We start from the raw sequence: 22,189 nt of genomic DNA on the forward strand, positions 1-22,189 counted from the left end.
ATGAATAAGAAAAATATTGAAGCTATTTATCCATTGTCTCCAACCCAGCAAGGGATGTTATTTGAGACATTATTTGCTCCCAATTCAGGTATTCATCTTGAGCAATCTATTTGCACTTTACAAGGAAATGTGAGTGTGTCGGCTTGTGAGCAAGCTTGGCAGAGCATTATTGCGCGGCACTCAGTTTTAAGAACAGGCTTTGTCTGGAAGGAGCAGGAACAGCCACTTCAGGTAGTTTTGCGACAAGCAGCAGTACCATTGGAGCAGCAAGACTGGCGAGAATATTCTTTACTACAACAACAAGCACAACTACAAGCTTATCTTCAGAGCGATCGCGATCGCGGTTTCAATTTATCTCAACCACCTCTGATGCGTTTGGCACTTTTTCAAACTGATGAAAATACTTATCAATTAGTTTGGACTTCTCATCATATTCTCATGGATGGTTGGTGCGGTCCGTTATTATTTCAAGAATTCTTATCTTATTACCAAGCTTTAATTCAAAGTCAAGATTTATACCTTAAACCAGTTCGCCCCTACAAAGATTATATTGCCTGGCTCAAACAACAAGATGAATTACAAGTTAAAGAATTTTGGCAAAAAAACTTAAAAGATTTTACCAAACCTACCCCGTTAGGAATAAGAGCAGAACCCCTAAGTGATAGTACTAATCAACCAAAATATGGTGAGCAAGAAATATATTTAAATGCCACAAACACAGCAATCCTCAAATCGTTAGCAAAATCTCATCGCCTAACATTGAACACTATAGTTCAAGGAATTTGGGCGCTACTTATTTGCCGCTATAGTACTGAAGATGATGTAGTTTTTGGGATTACAGTCTCCGGTCGTCCAGCAAATTTGCCAGGAATCGAATCAACTATTGGGCTGTTTATTAATACCTTACCTTTAAGAGTAAAAATTGATCAGGAAGAAAAGTTATGGTACTGGCTCAACAATATCCAAAATTATAATCTGGAGTTACGCCAATACGAACACAGCAATGCAGGAATCGTTCATGAATGCAGTGAACTACCAGGGCATTTACCTCTCTATGAAAGTCTTTTAGTTTTTGAGAACTATCCTGTAGATATAAATACATTACAGTCTGCTGACCTGAAAATTAACATATCTGATTCGCGTTCCATTGGCGCACAGACTAAATATGCTCTCACGTTCTTAGCAACTGTTAACTCAGAACTCCATTTAAAATGCGTTTATGATCAACGCCGTTTTGATAGTGCTGATGTAGAGCAGATTTTAGAGCATTTTTTAACATTGTTAAACAGGGTTATTTCTGATCCAGAAGCAACACTGCAAACACTTTTAGCGCAAATTCCTCTGGAGCAAATTCCAAAAGTTAGACCTGTACAAAAATCTGCACCTGTTACAGAAAACCAAGTTATACAAACTCAACGCACTCCTGTGGAAGAGGTATTGGCAGGGATATGGATAGAAATTATTGGCAGAGAATATATAGGCAATAATGATAACTTTTTTGATTTAGGCGGACATTCCCTGTTAGCAACTCAGGTAATATCTCGCCTTCGAGATGCTTTTAAGATAGAGATACCGCTAAGTTATTTGTTTGAGTCGCCAACCATAGCAGAATGTGCCCAGAGAATAGAAGCTAAAATCAGAACTGGGGAAAAATTGGAGACTCCGCCAATAAAACCTGTTAATAGGAGTAAAAACTTACCTTTATCTTTTGCTCAACAAAGGCTATGGTTACTCGATCAATTAGACCCAGGCAATCATACTTATAATGAGCCTACAGGTGTGCGCTTAACTGGTTTATTAAACATCACAGCCTTAGAGCAAAGTCTAAAGGCAGTTGTCAGTCGTCACGAAACCTTACGCACAGTTTTTACTACAGTCGAAGGGCAACCAGTTCAGAAAATTCAACCGATTACGGATATTACTATACCGATAGTAGACCTAAGAGTAAAAGAGCGATCGCCCCAACAACGAGAAGCTGAAGCAAAGCGCATTGCACTCGAAGAAGCACAACGCCCATTCAACCTAGCTCAAGGGCCACTACTACGAGTCATACTACTACAGCTAGACGAAGCAGAGTATGTATTACTGCTGACAATGCACCACATTATCTCCGACCTGTGGTCAATGGCGATATTCATTCGGGAACTAGCAGACTTTTACGCAGCCTTTTGCCAAAGCAAATCGCTAATACTCCCAGACTTGCCAATTCAGTATGCAGATTTTGCTATTTGGCAGAGAGAATGGATGCAAGGAAAGGTGCTAGAAACTCAATTAGCTTATTGGAAACAACAACTCCAAAACGCTCCGACAAAGCTAGAGTTACCTACAGACAAACCTCGACCTTTGCAGCCAACTTACACTGGCACAACCCAATCATTCCAACTACCCAAAGACCTCAGCGATGCAGTTAAATTACTCAGCCAGCGAGAAGATGTCACTCTCTCTATGAACCTACTAACTGCATACAACACCTTGCTCTACTATTACACCAAGCAAGAAGACATCCTTGTAGGTTCAGCTATTGCCAATCGCAACCGCAGTGAAATTGAAGGATTAATTGGCTTTTTTGTCAATAGTTTAGTTCTGCGGACAGACCTTTCAGGAAACCCTAGTTTTAGTGAATTGCTGCGTCGGATACGCGAAGTAACTTTAGGAGCTTATGCACATCAAGATTTGCCCTTTGAAAAGTTAGTTGGAGAATTGCAGCTAGAACGAGACTTAAATTATAATCCACTGTTTCAAGTGTGGTTTGCTTTCCAGAATATAGGCACACCAGATATTCAAAAACTCACTTTGTCTTTACCCGATCTCACCCTTAGCCCATTTGAAACTAACAAGCAGAGGTCTCCCTTTGATTTAGGACTCCTACTTTCAGAACAGCCGGAAGGTATTAGTGGTTGCTTTGAATATAAAACGGATTTATTTGAACCCAGCACTATAGTTCGTATGACAGAACATTTAGAAACGCTTTTGCGGTGTGTGGTTACACAACCAGATATCCAACTTAACCAGCTAGTAGAAAAACTGAAAGAATCTGACTATCAACAACAACTGACTCAAGAAAAAGAGTATAAAAATACAGTTCGGCAGAAGTTAATGAAGATTAAACAAAAATCAAATATCAACAGCAATTCATAATGCTATCTCCTTTGCCTCAATAAAATCCTGATTTTCAAATATTATGCAAACCCAAATTCTTGAAGGTGTTCGAATTTCTCCACTCCAGAAACATCTGTGGTTGTTACAACACACAGATAAGCAAACGCCGTTTCGCGCCCAAGTAGCAGTTTTGATTCAAGGGAAGCTAGACATAGCTAACCTTAAAGAAGCGTTAAAAAATGTTGTTAATAAGTATGAAATACTTAGGACTAAATTTCAGCGCTTAACGGGGATGGAAATTCCAGTTCAAGTAATCAATGATGGTAGCATCTGCTGGCAAGACGACTATGATTTAAGTGGCTGGCAACTTCAGCAACAAGAAGCTAAGATTAACGTAATTTTTCAAAAGATGCTTAATTTGCCTTTTGATTACGAAAAAGGTAAGATTTTGCGTATCTCCCTAATAACTTTATCACCGCAAAAATATATATTACTTTTGAGCTTACCCGCATTGTGTGCAGATTCTGCAACTCTGAAGAATTTGGTGAGTGAAATCAGTCGTTCTTACGCAGCTTGTTTACAAGATAAAGAATTATCTGATGAAATCCTCCAGTATGCTGATATTGCTGAATGGCAAAATGAATTACTGGAATCAGAAGATACAGCAATAGGTAGAGAGTATTGGCGTAAAAAGGATATTGCTCACCTTTTGGATTTACATTTGCCTTTAGAAAATCAACTGCAAGTCAATCAAGAGTTTCAGCCTCAAGTTGTGAGCTTGCAAATAAATCCTAATTTTACTAACGAAATTAAAATTTTAGCCCAGAAACATAATACTTCTGTTTCCGTATTATTATTGGCTTGTTGGCAAGTGCTACTGATGCGCTTGACTGGACAATCGGAAATAGTTATTGGTACGGCTAGCGATGGTCGTAATTACGAAGAACTAGAATCAGCGCTAGGATTATTTGCTAAATATTTACCTTTACATAGTCATTTAAATCCAACTAGCTCTTTTAAAGAAGTTTTACAAAAAACTCAAGATCGCCTTCAAGAAAATCATGAATGGCAAGATAGTTTTAATTGGGAAATTATTAAAGCTAATAAGGATACAACTACATCATATTTTCCATTTTGTTTTGATTTTGAATCACAAAATCATAAATATACTGCTGCTAATATTAACTTTTTAATTTACAAGAAATATGCCTGTATAGACAAGTTTAAAGTAAAATGTTCCTGTTTAGAACACAACGATTATTTGACTGTAGAATTTCACTATGACGCTAACTTATTTAGTCCTGAAAATATAAGTCGTTTAACAGAAGAATTTGAGACTTTATTGCACAGCATCTTAAAAAATCCGTTATCGGCAATTAGTGAATTAGAGATATTACCGCCAAACGAGCTACAAAAACTGCTAGCTGATTTTAATCAAACTCAAGCTGATTATCCCAAAGATAAAAGCATACACCAATTATTTGAGCAACAGGTAAAACGCACACCAGACAAAATTGCTGTTGTGTATGAAAATCAGCAGTTGACATACACCCAACTCAACACCCGTGCTAACCAACTGGCACATTACCTACAACAATTAGGAGTTAAGCCAGAAGTACCAGTGGGGATTTGTGTTGAACGCTCCTTAGAAATGGTCATCGGCTTATTAGGTATCTTCAAAGCAGGTGGAGCATATCTACCAATTGAGCCAACCTATCCCAAAGAACGTCTTGCATTTATCATCAAAGATGCTCAAACACCTGTACTACTAACTCAACAACATTTAGCAGCAACCTTATCATTTACAGATACAACCCAAGTAATTTGCTTAGATACTGATTGGCAAACTATTACCCAACAGCCAACAGATAACCCAGCCAGTGATATTACAACTCTAAATCTGGCATACATCATTTACACTTCTGGTTCCACCGGGAAACCCAAAGGTACATTAATTCACCATCAAGGGTTAGTTAACTACCTGAGTTGGTGTAGCCAAGCTTATAATCTTGACCAAGGTACAGGAACAATTGTTCATTCTCCCTTAGGATTTGACCTGACGATTACCAGCCTTTTCTCTCCATTACTGGTGGGGAATCGGGTAGAAATTCTTTCAGAAGACCAAGGTATTGAAACTCTGGCTAATGCTTTACGCACACGTTCTAACTTAAGCTTGGTGAAAATTACACCAGCTCACCTAAAGTTACTGTCTCAGATGTTATCACCACAAGAAGCCGCAGGTCGCACCAGAGCCTTTATCATTGGTGGTGAAAATTTGTTGACTGAAGATATTGCTTTCTGGCGAGAGTTTGCACCAGATACGATGTTGGTCAATGAATACGGGCCGACAGAAACAGTTGTCGGTTGTTGCATTTACCAAGTACCCATAGGAGAAAATCTTTCCACTTCAGTCGCAATTGGTAATTCTATAGCTAATACTCAGTTATATGTTCTTGACCAACACTGTCAACCTGTACCTATTGGTGTAGCGGGTGAGTTGCATATTGGTGGTTTGGGATTAGCTAGAGGTTATCTCAATCAGCCGGAATTGACAGCACAAAAGTTTATTCCTAACCCATTTTCTGATAAACCAGGGGAACGACTGTATAAAACAGGTGATTTAGCGCGTTACCGACCAGATGGGGTTCTGGAATTTCTGGGACGAATCGATGACCAGGTAAAAATTCGCGGTTTCCGCATCGAATTGGCAGAGATTCAGTCTGTAGTTTTAGAGCATTCAGGGGTAAAAGAAGCTGTAGTCATAGCACGGGAGGATGTTCCAGGTAACAAACGTTTAGCTGCATACATTGTTTGGAATGCAGAATCGCCCAGTTCTATCAACGTTCTACAAAGCTTTTTGCAAGAGAAACTGCCTGATTATATGGTTCCCTCGGTTGTTGTACCATTAAAGGCTCTGCCTTTGACAACTAATGGCAAGGTAGATACAAAAGCATTACCAGCACCAGAACAAGTTAGAGCCGAATCAGGTACTTTTGTAGCTCCGAGTACACCGACTGAAAAATTATTAGCAGACATTTGGACTCAAGTTTTGCGTGTGGAAAAAGTAGGTATCCACGACAATTTCTTTGAGCTGGGCGGCGATTCTATTTTGAGTATCCAAATTATTGCTAAAGCTAATCAAGCTGGTTTGCAATTGATGCCTAAACAGATGTTTGATAACCAAACAATTGCAAAATTAGCAACAGTGGCGGGTACAGTTCGCACTATCCAAGCAGAACAAGGATTAGTCACAGGCGAGGTATTGCTCACCCCGATTCAACACTGGTTTTTTGAGCAAAGTCAACCTGAGCCACACCATTACAATCAGGCAATTTTGCTGGAGATGCGACAAAATCTCGACACGGAAATTTTACAACAGGTGATGCAGCATTTAATATTGCATCATGATGCACTGCGGCTGCGTTTTGTCAAGGAAGTTTCTGGATGGCAGCAAGCGATGTCTAGCGACAAGCCGCTTGGCGTCTACGCTATTCCCACAGATATCACAGTGACACGCTACGATTTTTCTACATTGTCACAGCAGAAACAAGAATTAGCGATCGCCTCTACAGCCACAAAATTACAAGCTAGTTTCAACCTCTCAAAAAGTCCGTTAGTACAAGCGGCTATTTTTGACCGTGGCGCAAATCAGCCCAGCTACTTACTACTAATCATTCACCATTTAGCTGTTGATGGTGTTTCTTGGCGCATTCTCCTAGAGGATTTTCAAACTGTTTACGCCCAACTACAAGCGGGTGAAGCAATTAAATTACCAGCTAAAACAACTTCCTTCCAGCAGTGGGCGCAAAAGTTAAAAAACTACGCCCAGTCAACCGAACTTCAGAAAGAACTAGAATACTGGTGTGCAGAATGCCGTCGTCACGTTTCCCGCATCCCAGCAGATTTTCCCAGAGGCGAGAACACAGCAGTCTCGGCTCGTACTATATCTGTTTCCTTGGGTGTGACAGATACCCAAGCTTTATTACAAAAAGTACCAGCCGCTTACCAAACCCAAATTAACGATGTATTACTCACAGCACTGGTACAAACTTTTGCTGAGTGGGTGGGAGAGCCGACACTACTTTTAGATTTAGAAGGACATGGGCGGGAAGAAATTTTTGATGATGTGGATTTGTCGCGGACTGTAGGCTGGTTTACGACCATTTTCCCAGTATTATTAAACTTGCCAGCAACTTCTGACTCAGCCACGACGGTAAAAACTATCAAGGAACAGTTACGCGAGATTCCCAATCGCGGCATCGGCTATGGTGTACTGCGTTATCTTAGCGATGATGAATCAATCGCAGAAAAACTGCAAACCCTACCTCAAGCTGAGGTGCTGTTCAATTATTTGGGACAATCCGATCAAGTCCTTTCAGAATCATCAACCTTTAGCCTAGCTGACGCAGATATTGGTTCTGCAAGCAGTCCAAAGGGAAGCCGTCGCCATTTATTAGATATCAACGCGATTGTAGTTGCAGACCGATTACAAATCAGTTGGACTTACAGCAATGCAATTCATCACCAAACCACGATTGATAATCTTGCTGAGAATTTTATCAAGGCGTTGAGATCACTAATTCACCAAGTTTCTGAAAATAACTCGCTCCCAGCAGATTTATCAGATTTCCAGTGGAGTGAAACTGACCTAGAAAACATTATTGCAGCAATTGGAGACGTTTAACATGGGTATGCAAAATGTAGAGGATTTCTATCCTCTTTCACCAATGCAGCAGGGATTACTTTTTCATACCCTATCTGCACCAGATACAGGAGTTTATTTTAATCAGTTAGCATGTACCCTTTCTGGTCAACTGAATATTCCTGTATTTGAACGGGTTTGGCAGCAGGTAATTCAGCGTCATACAATTTTGCGGACTTGTTTTCGTTGGCAAAATTTAAAAGAACCTGTACAAGTAGTGCTGCGTCAGGTGCAACTACCTTTAAAACATTACGATTGGCAAGGTATTTCACCTACTGAGCAGCAAGAAAAGTTAGCAGTTTTTTTAGAGAGCGATCGCACTTTAGGTATTGATCTCATCCAAGCGCCGTTAATGCGTTTGGCGTTAATTCAACTGAGCGAAAACACTTACCAATTCGTCTGGAACACCCATCATCTAATTACCGATGGTTGGTCTACATCATTGTTGCTGGAGGAAGTTTTTAAACTTTATACTGCTTTCTGCCAAGGTGAAGAATTACAGTTAGAGCCTCTCCGTCCTTACCGCGATTACATCAAATGGCTACATCAACAGGATTTGTCAAAGGCTGAGATTTTTTGGCGACAGAAGTTGAGTGGTTTTTCTGCTCCTACTAACCTACGTATTCAAAAAACACTGAGTAGCACTCATAGCCAAATCAAAAATCATGCAAGCCAACAAATAAAACTGTCAGCTAGTCAAACCGCAGCAATACGATCGCTTGTTCGTCAGCAGCAAATCACCCTCAGTACTTTAGTGCAAGGTGCGTGGGCTTGGCTTCTGAGCTATTACAGTGGCGAGACAGACGTAATTTTTGGTGTCACCGTCTCTGGTCGTCCGGTAACGCTGGCGGGTGCAGAATCTATGGTGGGATTGTTCATTAATACCTTACCTCTGAGAGTACAGGTATTATCAGATACTTATATTCTGGCTTTACTAAAACAAATTCAAGCTCAACAAGCAGAAATTTCTCAATATGAATATAGCCCCTTAGTACAGGTGCAAGGGTGGAGTGAAGTACCACGGGGAATGTCTTTATTTGACAGCATCTTGGTATTTGAAAACTACCCGGTGGATACTACAAAACGGCAAATTAGCAATTTAGAAATATCAAATGTTGTTGCGGATGAAAGGACAAACTATCCTTTAACTTTGACAGCCGTACCTGGCCAAGAGTTGTCATTAGAAATTGCTTACGATCGCGATGCCTACGGCGGGCTACGCCAACGCTTTGATGATGATGCCATAACTCGGATGTTAGGGCATTTAGGTAATTTGTTAACAGGTATAGTTGCAAATCCTGAGCAGCGCCTGTCAGATTTGCCTTTGTTGACAGAAGCAGAAAAGCAGACTTTATTAGTTGAGTGGAATAATACTGGAATTAATTACCCTCAAGACCAATGCATTCATCAATTATTTGAAGCACAAGTAGAGAAAACACCCGATGCTATAGCTGTAGTATTTCAAGAGCAATCTTTAACCTATCGAGAACTAAATCAAAGAGCAAATCAACTCGCCCACTATCTGCAAAAACTGGGAGTAGGGCCAGAGGTACTGGTGGGGATTTGTGTTGAGCGATCGCTCAAAATGATAGTTGGATTGTTAGGAATTCTCAAGGCTGGTGGGGCATATCTGCCACTAGACCCAGTGTACCCGCAAGAACGGTTAGCGTATATGTTAGCGGATGCTCAAGTGTCAGTGTTGCTCACCCAAGAATGTCTCTTGGCAAATTTTCCAGATACCCCAGCCAAAGTTATATGTATAGATAATGCAGAGTTAATAGCACAACAACCGCAAACTAATCCCATTAATCACAGCAAACTTGACAATTTAGTATATGTAATCTATACATCCGGGTCAACAGGCAAACCCAAAGGGGTGATGATTGAACAAGGGTCTTTAGTTAACTACACACAAGCAGCAATAACAGAATATGGCATAAATTCTAGCGATCGCATTCTTCAATTTGCCTCCATTAGCTTTGATGCCGCCGCCGAAGAAATTTTTCCTTGTTTAGTACAGGGAGCAACTTTGGTACTGCGAACTGATGAAATGTTAAGTTCAATACCTCATTTTCTAAAAGAATGTCAACAGCAATTGCTAACTGTCTTAGATTTACCAACGGCTTTTTGGCAGCAATTAACTATTGAGTTAGCTGCACTTAAATTAACTTTACCGTCATTTCTACGATTAGTGATTATCGGTGGTGAGAAAGCATCAATTGATAAAGTATTAACTTGGCAAAAGTGCGTAGATAAAAAAATCAGGCTCGTCAATAGCTACGGCCCTACTGAAGCCACAGTGGTAGCTACAACTTGCGACTTATCAGAGCAAACTTTTACCCAAGAAATACCTATTGGTAAAGCTGTTTCTAATATTCAAACTTATATCTTAGATAGCCACTTGCAACCAGTTCCTATTGGTATTCCCGGCGAATTGTATATTGGCGGTAAAGGTGTAGCACGAGGTTATCTCAATCAACCTGAGTTAACGGCTGAAAAATTCATTCCCAACCCTTTTAACGAAGCAGCAGACAAAAAGCTATATAAAACAGGAGACTTAGTACGCTACCGGGATGATCGCAATATCGAAATCCTTGGTCGTGTAGACCACCAAGTGAAAATTCGTGGCTTTCGGATTGAACTAGAAGAAATTGAAGCCAAACTAATTCAGCATTCTTTTGTGCAAGAAAGTGTACTTGTGGTTAGAGAAGATAACCCTGATGACAAGCGACTAGTAGCATATATTGTTCCTAATACTCAAAATTATGAGTTAGAAAATAATATTAAACTGATACCAGAATTACGACACTTTCTCAAACAGAGTCTACCAGAGTACATGGTTCCTTCTGCTTTTGTACTACTGGAAAAACTACCACTTACACCGAATGGGAAAATAGATCGTCGGGCACTACCTATAGCTGAACATTACTTGTCAAATAAAGAAATAAAGTATATAGCACCACGTACACCAATTGAAGAACAACTGGCGAAAATTTGGGCAGAATTGCTCAAGATTAAACAAGTTGGCATTGAAGACAACTTTTTTGATTTGGGAGGGCATTCTTTACTACTAACACAGCTTGTTTTTAGAGTACGTCAAACATGGCAAATAGAATTACCTTTAAGAAGTTTGTGGGAGATGCCAACAATTGCTAGTTTAGCCCAGAGTATTGAAACGGCTCAAAACATGGGTTATTCTACTCTTGCTATTACTTCAAAAAATCAAATTAATTGGGAAGCCGAAGCTGTCCTTGATCCTACGATACGTCCTAAGACATCAATTAAATATCCAACTGAGCCTACTAACATTTTTTTAACTGGAGTTACAGGTTTTGTAGGGTCATTTTTACTTTATGAACTCCTGAAACAAACTCATGCAGATATTTATTGCTTGGTACGTGCGGCTAATCCAGAAGAGGGAAAAAAAAGAATTCAAAATAGCCTGAAATCATACTTAGTGTGGGATAATTCTTTCAGTTCTAGAATTATTGCAGTTGTAGGGAATTTATCTGAGCCACTTTTGGGACTTTCTCGGCAGAAATTTCAAGCACTAGCTGAGTTAATTGATGTGATTTATCACAATGGCGCATTGGTTCATCATGTTTCCCCATACGCCACACTCAAGCCTGCAAATGTATTAGGAACTCAGGAAGTTTTGAGACTAGCAACTCAAGCGAAAGTCAAACCCGTGCATTTTATGTCAACAGATGGGGTGTTCTCTCCCGAAGGTTATTCTGGCGTAAAAATAGTTCAAGAACAAGATAACTTCAATGATTATCAAGTGCCATCTGGCGGCTACACCCAGAGTAAATGGGTTGCCGAAAAGTTAGTCACAATTGCACGCGATCGCGGCCTCCCTGTAACTATACATAGAATAGGACGTGTTTCTGGACACAGCAAAACCGGAGTATTCAATCAAAATGACTTTTTATACAGATTAATCATCGGCTGTATAAAACTTGAAAAAGTGCCAGATGGCAATATGATTGAAGATATGGCTCCTGTAGATTATGTGAGCAAAGCCGTAGTCCATTTATCCAGACAAGAAAAATCTATAGGGAAAGCATTTCACTTTGTAAATTCCCAACCTTTTCATTCAATTAAGCTGATCAAATTACTCCGCTCCCTTGGCTATCCACTGCAACAAATTTCTAATGACCAATGGCAAGCAGATTTGATTAATATTGCTGAACACTATCCAGAACATCCACTATATCCACTTGTACCCTTGCTTAGTGAACAGAATCATAACTCAGCAGCACTAAAGTTTGATTATCAAAATACACTCGATGGGCTAGCAAATACCTCTATCATTTGCCCGCCAATCGATGATAGTTTGCTTAATACTTACTTGTCTTATCTTATGCAAAAAGGATTTTTGGAGGCTCCCAAACATAAATTGATCAACATCTAATGTTTTATAAAATTCGCCACACATTAATACTATGCAATTAACAAATTCAACAACTACAGCCAAGGTGAATCCTCAACAGCAGTATCTAGAAAACTTTATTTCCCGTTACACCAATCGCACACAAACATCCAAACAGCTAACTCAAGCGTATCGTTCTGTGCTTGCAGATAGAAGAAATTCTATGGGATTTAACAAAACCATTAAAGAAATAGTCTATCCCATTATTGGCAAACGTGCTTCTGGTTCTAAAATTTGGGATGTTGATGGAAATGAATATATAGACCTGTTGATGGGCTTTGGAGTAAGTTTTTTTGGTCATAATCCACCTTTTATTAAAGAAGCCATACAAGAGCGACTAGAACAAGGTATACATATAGGCCCACAATCAGATTTAGCTGGTGAAGTTGCAGAGTTATTCTGTGAACTCACAGGTATGGAACGGGTTACTTTTAGTAATACAGGTACAGAAGCCGTAATGACGGCAATACGTCTAGCACGCGCTACAACAGGCCGCCAAAAAATTGCTATGTTTGCAGGTTCTTATCATGGACATTTTGATGGCACTTTAGTTAAAAGACAGAAATTAGACGACAATTTAGTTGTAGTTCCACGTTTCCCCGGTGTATTGCCTAATGTAGCTCAAGATGTTTTAGTTTTGGATTATGGTGATTTTAAATCGTTAGAAGTAATCAAAGCTTATCAACATGAATTAGCTGCTGTTTTAGTTGAACCTATTCAAGATGAAAGACCAGATATACAGCCTCAAGAGTTTTTGTTACAGTTAAGAGAAATCACCCAAAAATCAGGCACAGCATTAATCTTTGATGAAATGCTCACAGGCTTTCGCCTTAATTTAGGTGGAGCGCAAGCATGGTTTGGAATCAAAGCAGATATAGCAACTTATGGAAAAATTGTCGGTGGTGGTTTGCCCATTGGAGTTATAGCTGGCAAAGCAAGCTACATGGATAGAATTGATGGTGGGGTATGGAGCTACGGGGATGTTTCTTTTCCTCAAGTAGAAACAACATTTTTTAGCGGAACTTACTGCAAACATCCCTTGGCGATGGCTGCTGCCAAAGCAGTACTTAACTATTTAAAAAATCAAGGGACTGCTCTTCAAGAGCAAGTAAATCAACGGACTTCTCAGTTTGTAGAAAAACTGAATACTTACTTTCAAGCAGATGGAGTACCAATTCTATTAGCAAATTGCGGTTCAATGTTTAATTCTATTTCTTTAGGAGATGCTTCTAATTCTGGGGATTCTACTTCACAGAGTATGGACTTGATATCTTATCATCTTCTCTATCAAGGAGTGTTCCTAATAGGAAATGGTGGCTTATTATCTACAGCCCATACTGATGAAGACCTAGAATATGTAATTCAAGCTGTTAAAAATAGCATCAAGGAACTGCGAGAAGGTAGTTTATTGCCATAGTTATGGCATTGACAAATCTACGTGAAAATTAATAATAAAACTAATAGGAGAATAGGCAAATGCTTACAATCAATCCTAATGCTACATACGATCCTTGGGCTAAAATTTACAATGATTATTGGGGGCTAAGATACTGCCAAACTATTTTGCCTGCTTTGGAAAAGCTACTACAACAATATAATATTCAGCCAGAGGCAGATATTCTTGATTTATGTTGTGGTACTGGACACATGGTAGAACATTTAATCGAGCAAGGCTATCAAGTCACAGGTCTTGATATTTCGGAAGGAATGTTGCAATATGCGCGTAACAATGCCCCCAATGCTAAATTCATTCTTGATGATGCCAGATTTTTTAATTTACTACCCACTTTCCATGCAGTGATTTCTGCCAACGCAGGACTTAATGAAATAATAAAACTTGAAGACTTACAACAAGTATTTAGAAAAGTATATGATTCACTACTGAATAATGGAATTTTTTTATTTGGCTTAAATTTGGAAGATTTTTATAAATCCTGGAATGGTGCAATTTCAGATGGTGATGTTAAAGATGATTTCGCTTGGGCTTGTTGTGATAGCTATAGTCCTGAAGAAAAAATAGGACAATTTAAGATTACCATTTTTCAAATGGTAGAAGACTCTTGGCAACGTTTAGATATTAATAATCTGGTTAGAGGCTATTCTAGAACAGAAGTCGTCACTGCTCTTAAAAATGTCGGCTTTACAGACATTAATATTTACGATGAGAAGGGAAATATAGCAGATTCTCAATATAGCCTACATACCATTTTTTCAGGACGGAAGCAACCTAAATAAATAGACAAATTTGGAGGTAAATAAATAATGAAAAACCTAGATACAGAAGACCAAACAATTTATAAAGTTGTAGTTAATCATGAAGAGCAGTATTCTATTTGGCCTGCTGATAGAGAAAATGTCCTTGGTTGGACAGATGCAGGTAAAACTGGGATCAAATCAGAATGTTTGGAATACATTAAAGGAATATGGACTGATATGAGACCCCTAAGTTTGCGAAAGAAGATGGAAGAGTTATCTAAATAATATTTGTATAAGTTTAATATTACTATTTGTAGAGAAGTTCAACCTCTCTACAAAATTTTTATTTTTGAAATCCCCGCCCCGATCGAGATAGACAGATAAAGTTACCACCATAAATAAGCTGAATGTCCAACCAACTAAGTAAAAGCTCTATCAACAATTCAGAATCATTTACTAACTCTCCAATTTTAACAGTACAAGGCTTAGGTAAAAAAATCCAAAATCAATGGTTGTGGCGAAATTTAAACCTTGAACTACTATCCGGAGAACGCGTTGCTGTAGTTGGCGCTTCCGGTTGCGGTAAAAGTCAGCTATTAAGAGCGATCGCTAATCTTGATCCAATACAAGAAGGATACATCTTTTTTCAAGGAAAATCTATTGATTCTTGTTACACACCACAATATCGCTCTCAAGTTGTCTATCTCCATCAGCGCCCTGCACTTTGGGAAGGAACTGTAGAAGATAACCTCAAACAAGTTTATCGTTTAGCAACCCATCGTCAACAAGTTTATAATCGCCAACTAATTCTTAATTATTTGCAGCTTTTACATAAACCTGCTGATTTTTTACAACGTTCTGTGAGTGCAATTTCTGGTGGTGAGGCTCAAATTCTGGCTTTTCTGCGTGCTTTGCAACTTTCGCCTTTGGTGTTACTACTTGATGAACCTACCGCTTCATTAGATATGGCAACAGCCAATAGTTTAGAAGCTTTGGTTGCAGCTTGGCAAAAAGAAGACCCCCAACGAGCATATCTTTGGACAAGTCACGATGCAGCACAATTGCAGCGTATTACTCATCGTCAAATTAACTTAAAACCCAACGAATAATGACAGCCAGTTATATTTCTATTAGTTACACTCAACTTGCATTAGCAGCTTTATTTATCCTCATTAATATAGGTCTTTCATTCGCTTTAAATTTAGGGCTAGGAAAAAGCCTTTTGATTGCTTCACTACGTATGGTAGTGCAATTGTTGTTGGTAGGATATTTATTACAGTGGGTATTTACTCTTCGTAATCCAATACTGATTTTAGCTTTAGCTCTAGCTATGACGATTATGGCGGGTATATCAAGTGTTAATCGGACTCGCCGACGGTTTACCAGTATTTACTGGAATAATTTTGTTTCACTTTTTTGTGGTTCATTTTTAGTTACAGGCTTTACTGTTAGCGGGATTATTCAAGTACATCCTTGGTATGATCCTCAGTATCTCATTCCTCTGTTAGGGATGATTTTAGGTAATTCCCTGACTGGTACTTCTTTAGCATTAGAACGCTTTATGGAGGACTTGACTAATCGTCGAGAACAAGTAGAAGCACTATTAACTTTAGGTGCAACTCGTTGGGAAGCTGCACATCAACCAATTAAAGAAGCATTAAGAATCGGGATGATTCCCACAATTAACTCAATGATGGTGATGGGGTTAGTTAGCCTACCAGGAATGATGACTGGTCAAATTTTGGCTGGAGCTAGTCCTGTAGATGCTATCCGCTATCAAATTGTGATTATTTTTGCACAAGCATCGGGAACTGCGATCGCCACTATAGGAGTTGTATTACTGGCGTTTTTATCGCTATTTAATCAAAAACATCAGCTGACAGATGCTTTGTACAAGCAAAGCTAAACACAATTTTTGTAACAAATCTGCACAAATGGAGTAAGATAAGAAATGAATTTGAAACTCAAAAGAATTGTGTCTACTTATACAACAAAATAGTAACAATTGTTATAGGCTTAAAAAGCCCTTTACTTTTATAGGTTTGGCGAAACTTCACCGCCAAAAAATCACCAGAGCGATAGGAAATTACCTGTGACCAAGTGCGATTGATAGTTATCAAACGTAAATTTGGTTAAGTTGAACATATTTCTGTCAGCAGCATAGGTGACTTCCTACGCCCTGTTATTTATTTTAATTATTTTAGATCAACGTTTTCATGCGATCGCTTGTGGATTAATAAGCTTGGGTTAAAACTCGATCCTCCGTAAACATCCTTAAAAATAAGGGTAATAGCATAATAGCTAATACTATTCAGAACCTTCACAAATTAGCCAAGAGTCATAAGTTCGTAGTTGGTGCTTTCGCCCTAAACTACCAACTACGAACAATACCTACTCCTTAATCTAACCAATTAATTTCTGCCAGCTAGCAGGCCCGAAAATGCCATCGGCATCTAAACCATTTTGCTTTTGAAAGTTCTTAATAGCAACCTCTGTTTGCGGCCCGTAGACGCCATCATTCTCAACACCTAAACGATATTGCAAGTATCTGACAACTGCACCACCAGCATGGTTTGCTCGAATAATTCGTTTTGCCAAAATTAGATTTATGGCATTCCATGTAGTTGAGTTAGCAATTCCAGTCGCTTGAACTCCAACAATTGTCTGAAATTTTTCTACAGCAGATTTGGTGTTAGCCCCAGTGAAGCCATCTTCTACTAATGCCTTACCATTTCTATCAGTTATTTTGAGTCGATTTAAGGCTTTTTGTAGTCTGAGAATAGTCTCATCTACATTATCTTCTTCATCTGGTACGGGATTAACAGGAACACTTGGTAATTTACCAGTTAGGCCTTTAACAATTGCATTAGCCATTGTTTCTGGATTAAAAAGATTCATATCTTTTTGTGAATCAATAAAGCAACATTCTACGAGAATCGCAGGCATATCTGTATTTTTCAGGACATACAAGTGAGAACCACTCTTCACACCGCGATTAAAAAATCCTAACTTGACGATTTCATCTAATACAGGTTTAGCGATTTTTCTGCCATTCTCACTAGTTGCAAATACTTCTGTGCCATTAGCTTGTCGGTTAAAAGCATTAAAATGAATTGAAACAAAAACATTTACTCTAGCCGCATTAGCTGTAGCACATCTTTTGGAAAGTGATTCAGTTACTGTACGAGCGCTACTTGGTTTACATACTACGACTTCATGTCCTAAAGCTCTTAACTTGGATATAACTCTATTACCTACATCTAGAGTTAAATTATCCTCAACTTTAATGCCTCTAGCTCCTGTGTCTGGTGGGCAATTGTGCCCGCTATCAATTCCAAATTTCATGATTTAACCCTCAAGTTAGTTATTTTCACACAAATTCAAAACTCTTCTACTTATAAAGACAAAGTTTTGTTAATAAATTTGTTTAAGTACTTGTTGGCAATATCCACATTATTTTCAGTATTAATACACTGGTAAATAAAATAAGTTTTTGACGAACTTTGTAAGCAGAGTTTATGGAAAAAACCCATTTTTTGCAAAGTTTTTTGAAAGAAAAAACACAACCCTTATAGTTTATCAAAATCAGGAAGATCCGGTAATTGTCACAATCAACTGAAATGCAGCAATTACCCACATCATTAAAATAATAACGCTTTGCAAAAGTAGAAAGCTATGACAAATGTACTTAGTGCAAGAAGGCAAAGGGGCACAGAAGCAGAGGCGTAGAAGGAAGAAAACTGATAACATAGGCTTTTCAGCCTTATTACAGCAGTTTTCCTTTGCATGAAATACAAAGTCACAGGTTTTGAGGCAGAAGCAGGAGGTAGAAACTCTTGATATCTGATACATGAGTCCTGAATTTTGTATCTCACTTAAAAAGCAACTTGCCGTAAATGGTATGTTTATTCTCGTCATTCTGTACTAGTAGGGCTGAATGACCGGAATCTGTAGGTAGATATTTAACAATCAGCCTGAAAGCGAGTTTAAAATTTAAGTAAAGAAATATTTCGTAGCTTACAGGCATGAAACGCATCGTCTTGGTTGCTGGGTTTGAATCGTTTAACGCTGACTTGTATAGAAAAGCAGCTTTTTTGGCTAACTCTCGCTGTCCTGAGTTGGATATTCGAGTATTTAGCGATCGCAATCTTACCAGTCAACGCACCGAGGTAGAAGCAGCACTTGACGGCGCTGATGTGTTTTTCGGTAGCCTACTATTTGATTATGACCAAGTTGTGTGGCTTGGCGATTGCATTTCCCAAATTCCCATTCGCCTAGTCTTTGAGTCAGCCTTGGAATTGATGAGTTTAACCAAGCTGGGTGACTTTGCGATTGGCGACAAACCCAAAGGAATACCCAAACCAGTTAAATTCATCCTCGACAAATTTAGCAACGGACGAGAAGAAGACAAACTCGCTGGTTACATCAGCTTCTTAAAAATTGGCCCCAAACTACTAAAATATGTCCCAGTGCAAAAAGTCCAAGACTTACGCAACTGGTTAATTATCTATGGTTACTGGAATGCAGGCGGTTCAGAAAACGTCGCCTCATTATTTTGGACACTGGCAGAAAAATACTTAGATTTAAAAGTCGGCGACATTCCCCCGCTAATCGAAACCCCCAATATAGGATTACTCCATCCCGACTATCAAGGGTTTTTTGAATCGCCCCGCGAGTATTTGGAATGGTATAAAACCCATTGTAGAGACGCGATGAATCGCGTCTCCCCAGTTGTAGGAATTCTCCTTTACCGTAAACACGTCATCACCAAACAACCCTACATTCCCCAACTGATTCGCAGTTTTGAAAAAGCTGGCTTAACTCCTTTACCCATTTTCATCAACGGTGTGGAAGGACATGTGGCGGTACGAGATTTGATGACAACCGACCATGAAATTCAGCAACGACAACAAGGCAATATAGAGACTCCCTCATTATCAAGTGAAGCAGTTAAAGTGGATGCGATCGTTTCAACAATTGGCTTTCCTCTGGTGGGTGGCCCAGCCGGTTCAATGGAAGCAGGGCGTCAGGTGGAAGTAGCAAAGCGCATCCTCACTGCCAAAAATGTCCCTTATATTGTTGCTGCACCATTATTAATTCAAGATATTTCCTCGTGGACGCGCCAAGGTGTCGGCGGATTACAAAGTGTGGTGTTGTACGCATTACCAGAATTGGATGGGGCTATTGATACCGTTCCCCTCGGTGGTTTGGTGGGCGAAAATATTTATCTGGTTCCCGAACGGGTGGAGCGATTAATTGGTAGGGTGAAAACTTGGGTGTCTTTGCGGCAAAAACCTGCATCGGAACGCAAGATTGCCATCATTTTATATGGCTTTCCTCCTGGTTATGGTGCTGTGGGTACAGCTGCATTATTAAATGTGCCGCGTAGTTTGCTGAAGTTTCTCCACGCACTTAAAGAACAAGGTTACACCGTGGGAGATTTACCAGAAGATGGGGAAGAATTGATTCGCTGGGTGAAAGAGGCGGATGAAATTGATGATACAAAAAATATTCCCGCGTCCGTTAGCGCCCGTACCTTAGAAAAATGGTTGGGATATCTGCAAACCTCCCGCATCGAAAAACAATGGAGATCTCTCACGGGAACTGGAATTAAAACTTATGGCGATGAATTCCAGATTGGTGGTGTGCAATTAGGAAATGTCTGGATAGGTGTACAACCACCTTTAGGGATACAAGGCGACCCGATGCGCTTAATGTTTGAACGGGATTTAACGCCACATCCGCAATATGCTGCTTATTATAAATGGTTACAAAATGAGTTTGAAGCTGATGCTGTAGTCCACTTTGGAATGCATGGGACAGTAGAATGGTTGCCTGGTTCTCCGTTGGGTAATACGGGTTATTCTTGGTCGGATATTCTGTTAGGAAATTTGCCTAATCTATATATATATGCGGCGAATAATCCTTCTGAATCGATGTTGGCAAAACGTCGCGGTTATGGTGTATTAATTTCCCATAATGTACCGCCTTATGGTCGCGCAGGTTTATATAAAGAATTGGTGGCGTTGCGTGATTTGATTGCGGAGTATCGTGAAGATCCACAAAAGAATTATGTTTTGAAGGAAGGGATTTGTAAAAAAATTGTGGACTCTGGGTTGGATGCAGATTGTCCGTTTGAGGATGCGAAGAAGTTGGGGATTGCGTTTACTCCAGAAAATGTGCGGATGTTTAGCGGTCATGCTTTTGATGATTATTTGGTGGAGTTGTATGAATATTTGCAGGTTTTAGAAAATCGGTTGTTTTCTTCGGGGTTGCATACTTTGGGGGAAGCACCGAATGAGGAGGAGTTGGGGTCGTATTTGGAGGCTTATTTTGGGGGGGAACCGCCAAGACGCCAAGAGCGCCAAGAAGAAGAAAGATTAATAAGGGATTTGTTGATGCAATCTACGGATGAGTTAACGAATTTGTTAAGGGGGTTGAATGGGGAGTATATTCCGCCTGCGCCTGGGGGGGATTTGTTGCGGGATGGCGCTGGAGTTTTGCCGACTGGGAGAAATATTCATGCTTTAGATCCTTATCGGATGCCTTCACCTGCTGCTTATGAACGGGGACGAGAAATTGCTCAAAAAATTATCGCCCAGCATTTGGATGAACATGGGAAATATCCAGAAACGGTGGCGGTGATGTTATGGGGATTGGATGCGATTAAAACTAAGGGTGAATCTTTGGGGATTCTGTTGGAGTTGGTGGGGGCTGAACCTGTTAAGGAAGGAACTGGTAGAATTGTTCGTTATGAGTTGAAGCCTTTGGCTGAGGTTGGACATCCCCGCATTGATGTGTTGGGTAATTTGTCTGGAATTTTCCGGGATAGTTTTGTAAATATCATCGAATTGTTGGATGATTTATTTCAACGGGCGGCTGATGCTGATGAACCGGATGATCAGAATTTTATTAGAAGACACGCTTTAGCTTTAAAAGCTCAAGGTGTAGAGAATGCATCGGCGAGATTGTTTTCTAATCCAGCGGGTGATTTTGGTTCTTTGGTGAACGATCGCGTAGTTGATAGTAACTGGGAATCTGGTGAAGAGTTAGGCAATACTTGGCAAAGTCGCAATGTATTCAGCTACGGGAGAGAAGATAAAGGTCAAGCTAGACCGGAAGTTTTGAATACGTTGTTAAAAACTAGCGATCGCATTGTTCAAGAAATCGATTCGGTAGAATATGGTTTAACTGATATTCAAGAATATTACGCCAATACTGGCGGTTTGAAAAAGGCAGCAGAAAAACAAGGCGGTAAGAAGGTTACAACCAGCTTTGTAGAAAGTTTCTCAAAAGATACTACACCGCGCAATTTAGATGATTTGCTGCGAATGGAGTACCGCACTAAGTTGGTAAATCCCAAATGGGCGCAAGCGATGGCGAATCAAGGTTCTGGTGGTGCGTTTGAAATTTCCCAACGGATGACGGCGTTGATTGGTTGGGGTGGTACTGCCGATTTTACCGATGATTGGGTTTACGACCAAGCCGCAGATACTTATGCTTTAGATGCAGAGATGGCGGATAAATTACGCAAGGCAAATCCTGAAGCTTTTCGCAATATTTTAGGCAGAATGTTAGAGGCACATGGGCGGGGTTTCTGGGAAGCTGATAGTGATAAGTTGGATAAATTGCGTCAATTATATGAGTTGACAGATGAGGAGTTGGAAGGGGTCGTGATTTAATTCAGTATTAATACCGGATTAATATGAAAATCATCCAAGTAAAATAAGTAAATAAATTTACATACAGAATATCTACCT

At 39.6% G+C, this 22,189-nt stretch carries 10 protein-coding genes; 9 read left to right on the forward strand and 1 reads right to left on the reverse strand.

All coding sequences use genetic code 11. The annotated features are described in order from the left end of the window. From H6G96_RS08910 to fetB, 8 genes are all read left to right on the forward strand, one after another. Positions 1-3,138 carry a condensation domain-containing protein gene (locus H6G96_RS08910; protein WP_190911122.1) on the forward strand — a complete coding sequence of 1,046 codons (3,138 nt, stop codon included), beginning with the start codon at positions 1-3 and terminating at the stop codon, positions 3,136-3,138. Between the two features lie 43 nt (positions 3,139-3,181). Then, positions 3,182-7,783 carry a non-ribosomal peptide synthetase gene (locus H6G96_RS08915; protein WP_199339460.1) on the forward strand — a complete coding sequence of 1,534 codons (4,602 nt, stop codon included), beginning with the start codon at positions 3,182-3,184 and terminating at the stop codon, positions 7,781-7,783. Position 7,784: 1 nt separating this feature from the next. Beyond that, positions 7,785-12,215, forward strand: a complete 4,431-nt coding sequence (locus tag H6G96_RS08920; protein WP_190911123.1) for a non-ribosomal peptide synthetase — start codon at positions 7,785-7,787, stop codon at positions 12,213-12,215. A 31-nt stretch (positions 12,216-12,246) separates the two neighbouring features. Beyond that, positions 12,247-13,650 (forward strand): aspartate aminotransferase family protein, encoded by a 1,404-nt coding sequence (locus H6G96_RS08925; protein ID WP_190911124.1) that lies wholly within the window; start codon positions 12,247-12,249, stop codon positions 13,648-13,650. A gap of 59 nt (positions 13,651-13,709) precedes the next feature. Continuing rightward, complete coding sequence (locus H6G96_RS08930) at positions 13,710-14,468, forward strand: class I SAM-dependent methyltransferase (RefSeq protein WP_190911125.1); 759 nt, start codon at positions 13,710-13,712, stop codon at positions 14,466-14,468. Positions 14,469-14,495: 27 nt separating this feature from the next. Beyond that, on the forward strand, positions 14,496-14,714 hold the full coding sequence (locus H6G96_RS08935; protein ID WP_190911126.1) for an MbtH family protein: 219 nt from the start codon (positions 14,496-14,498) through the stop codon (positions 14,712-14,714). Positions 14,715-14,836: 122 nt separating this feature from the next. Further along, positions 14,837-15,538, forward strand: coding sequence for an ATP-binding cassette domain-containing protein (locus H6G96_RS08940; protein ID WP_190911127.1), 702 nt, complete (start codon positions 14,837-14,839; stop codon positions 15,536-15,538). After that, positions 15,538-16,335, forward strand: coding sequence for an iron export ABC transporter permease subunit FetB (gene fetB, locus H6G96_RS08945; protein WP_190911128.1), 798 nt, complete (start codon positions 15,538-15,540; stop codon positions 16,333-16,335). Before H6G96_RS08940 ends, fetB begins: the two co-directional genes overlap by 1 nt. Before the next feature lie 497 nt (positions 16,336-16,832). On the opposite strand, the gene H6G96_RS08950 is transcribed toward fetB, so the two are convergent. Continuing rightward, positions 16,833-17,774 carry an N-acetylmuramoyl-L-alanine amidase gene (locus H6G96_RS08950; RefSeq protein WP_190911129.1) on the reverse strand — a complete coding sequence of 314 codons (942 nt, stop codon included), beginning with the start codon at positions 17,772-17,774 and terminating at the stop codon, positions 16,833-16,835. A gap of 680 nt (positions 17,775-18,454) precedes the next feature. Here H6G96_RS08950 and bchH point away from each other — a divergent pair. Further along, on the forward strand, positions 18,455-22,111 hold the full coding sequence (bchH, locus tag H6G96_RS08955; protein ID WP_190911130.1) for a magnesium chelatase subunit H: 3,657 nt from the start codon (positions 18,455-18,457) through the stop codon (positions 22,109-22,111). Positions 22,112-22,189 lie beyond the last annotated feature (78 nt).

Source organism: Nostoc sp. FACHB-892 (assembly GCF_014698795.1).
GTDB lineage: Bacteria > Cyanobacteriota > Cyanobacteriia > Cyanobacteriales > Nostocaceae > Nostoc.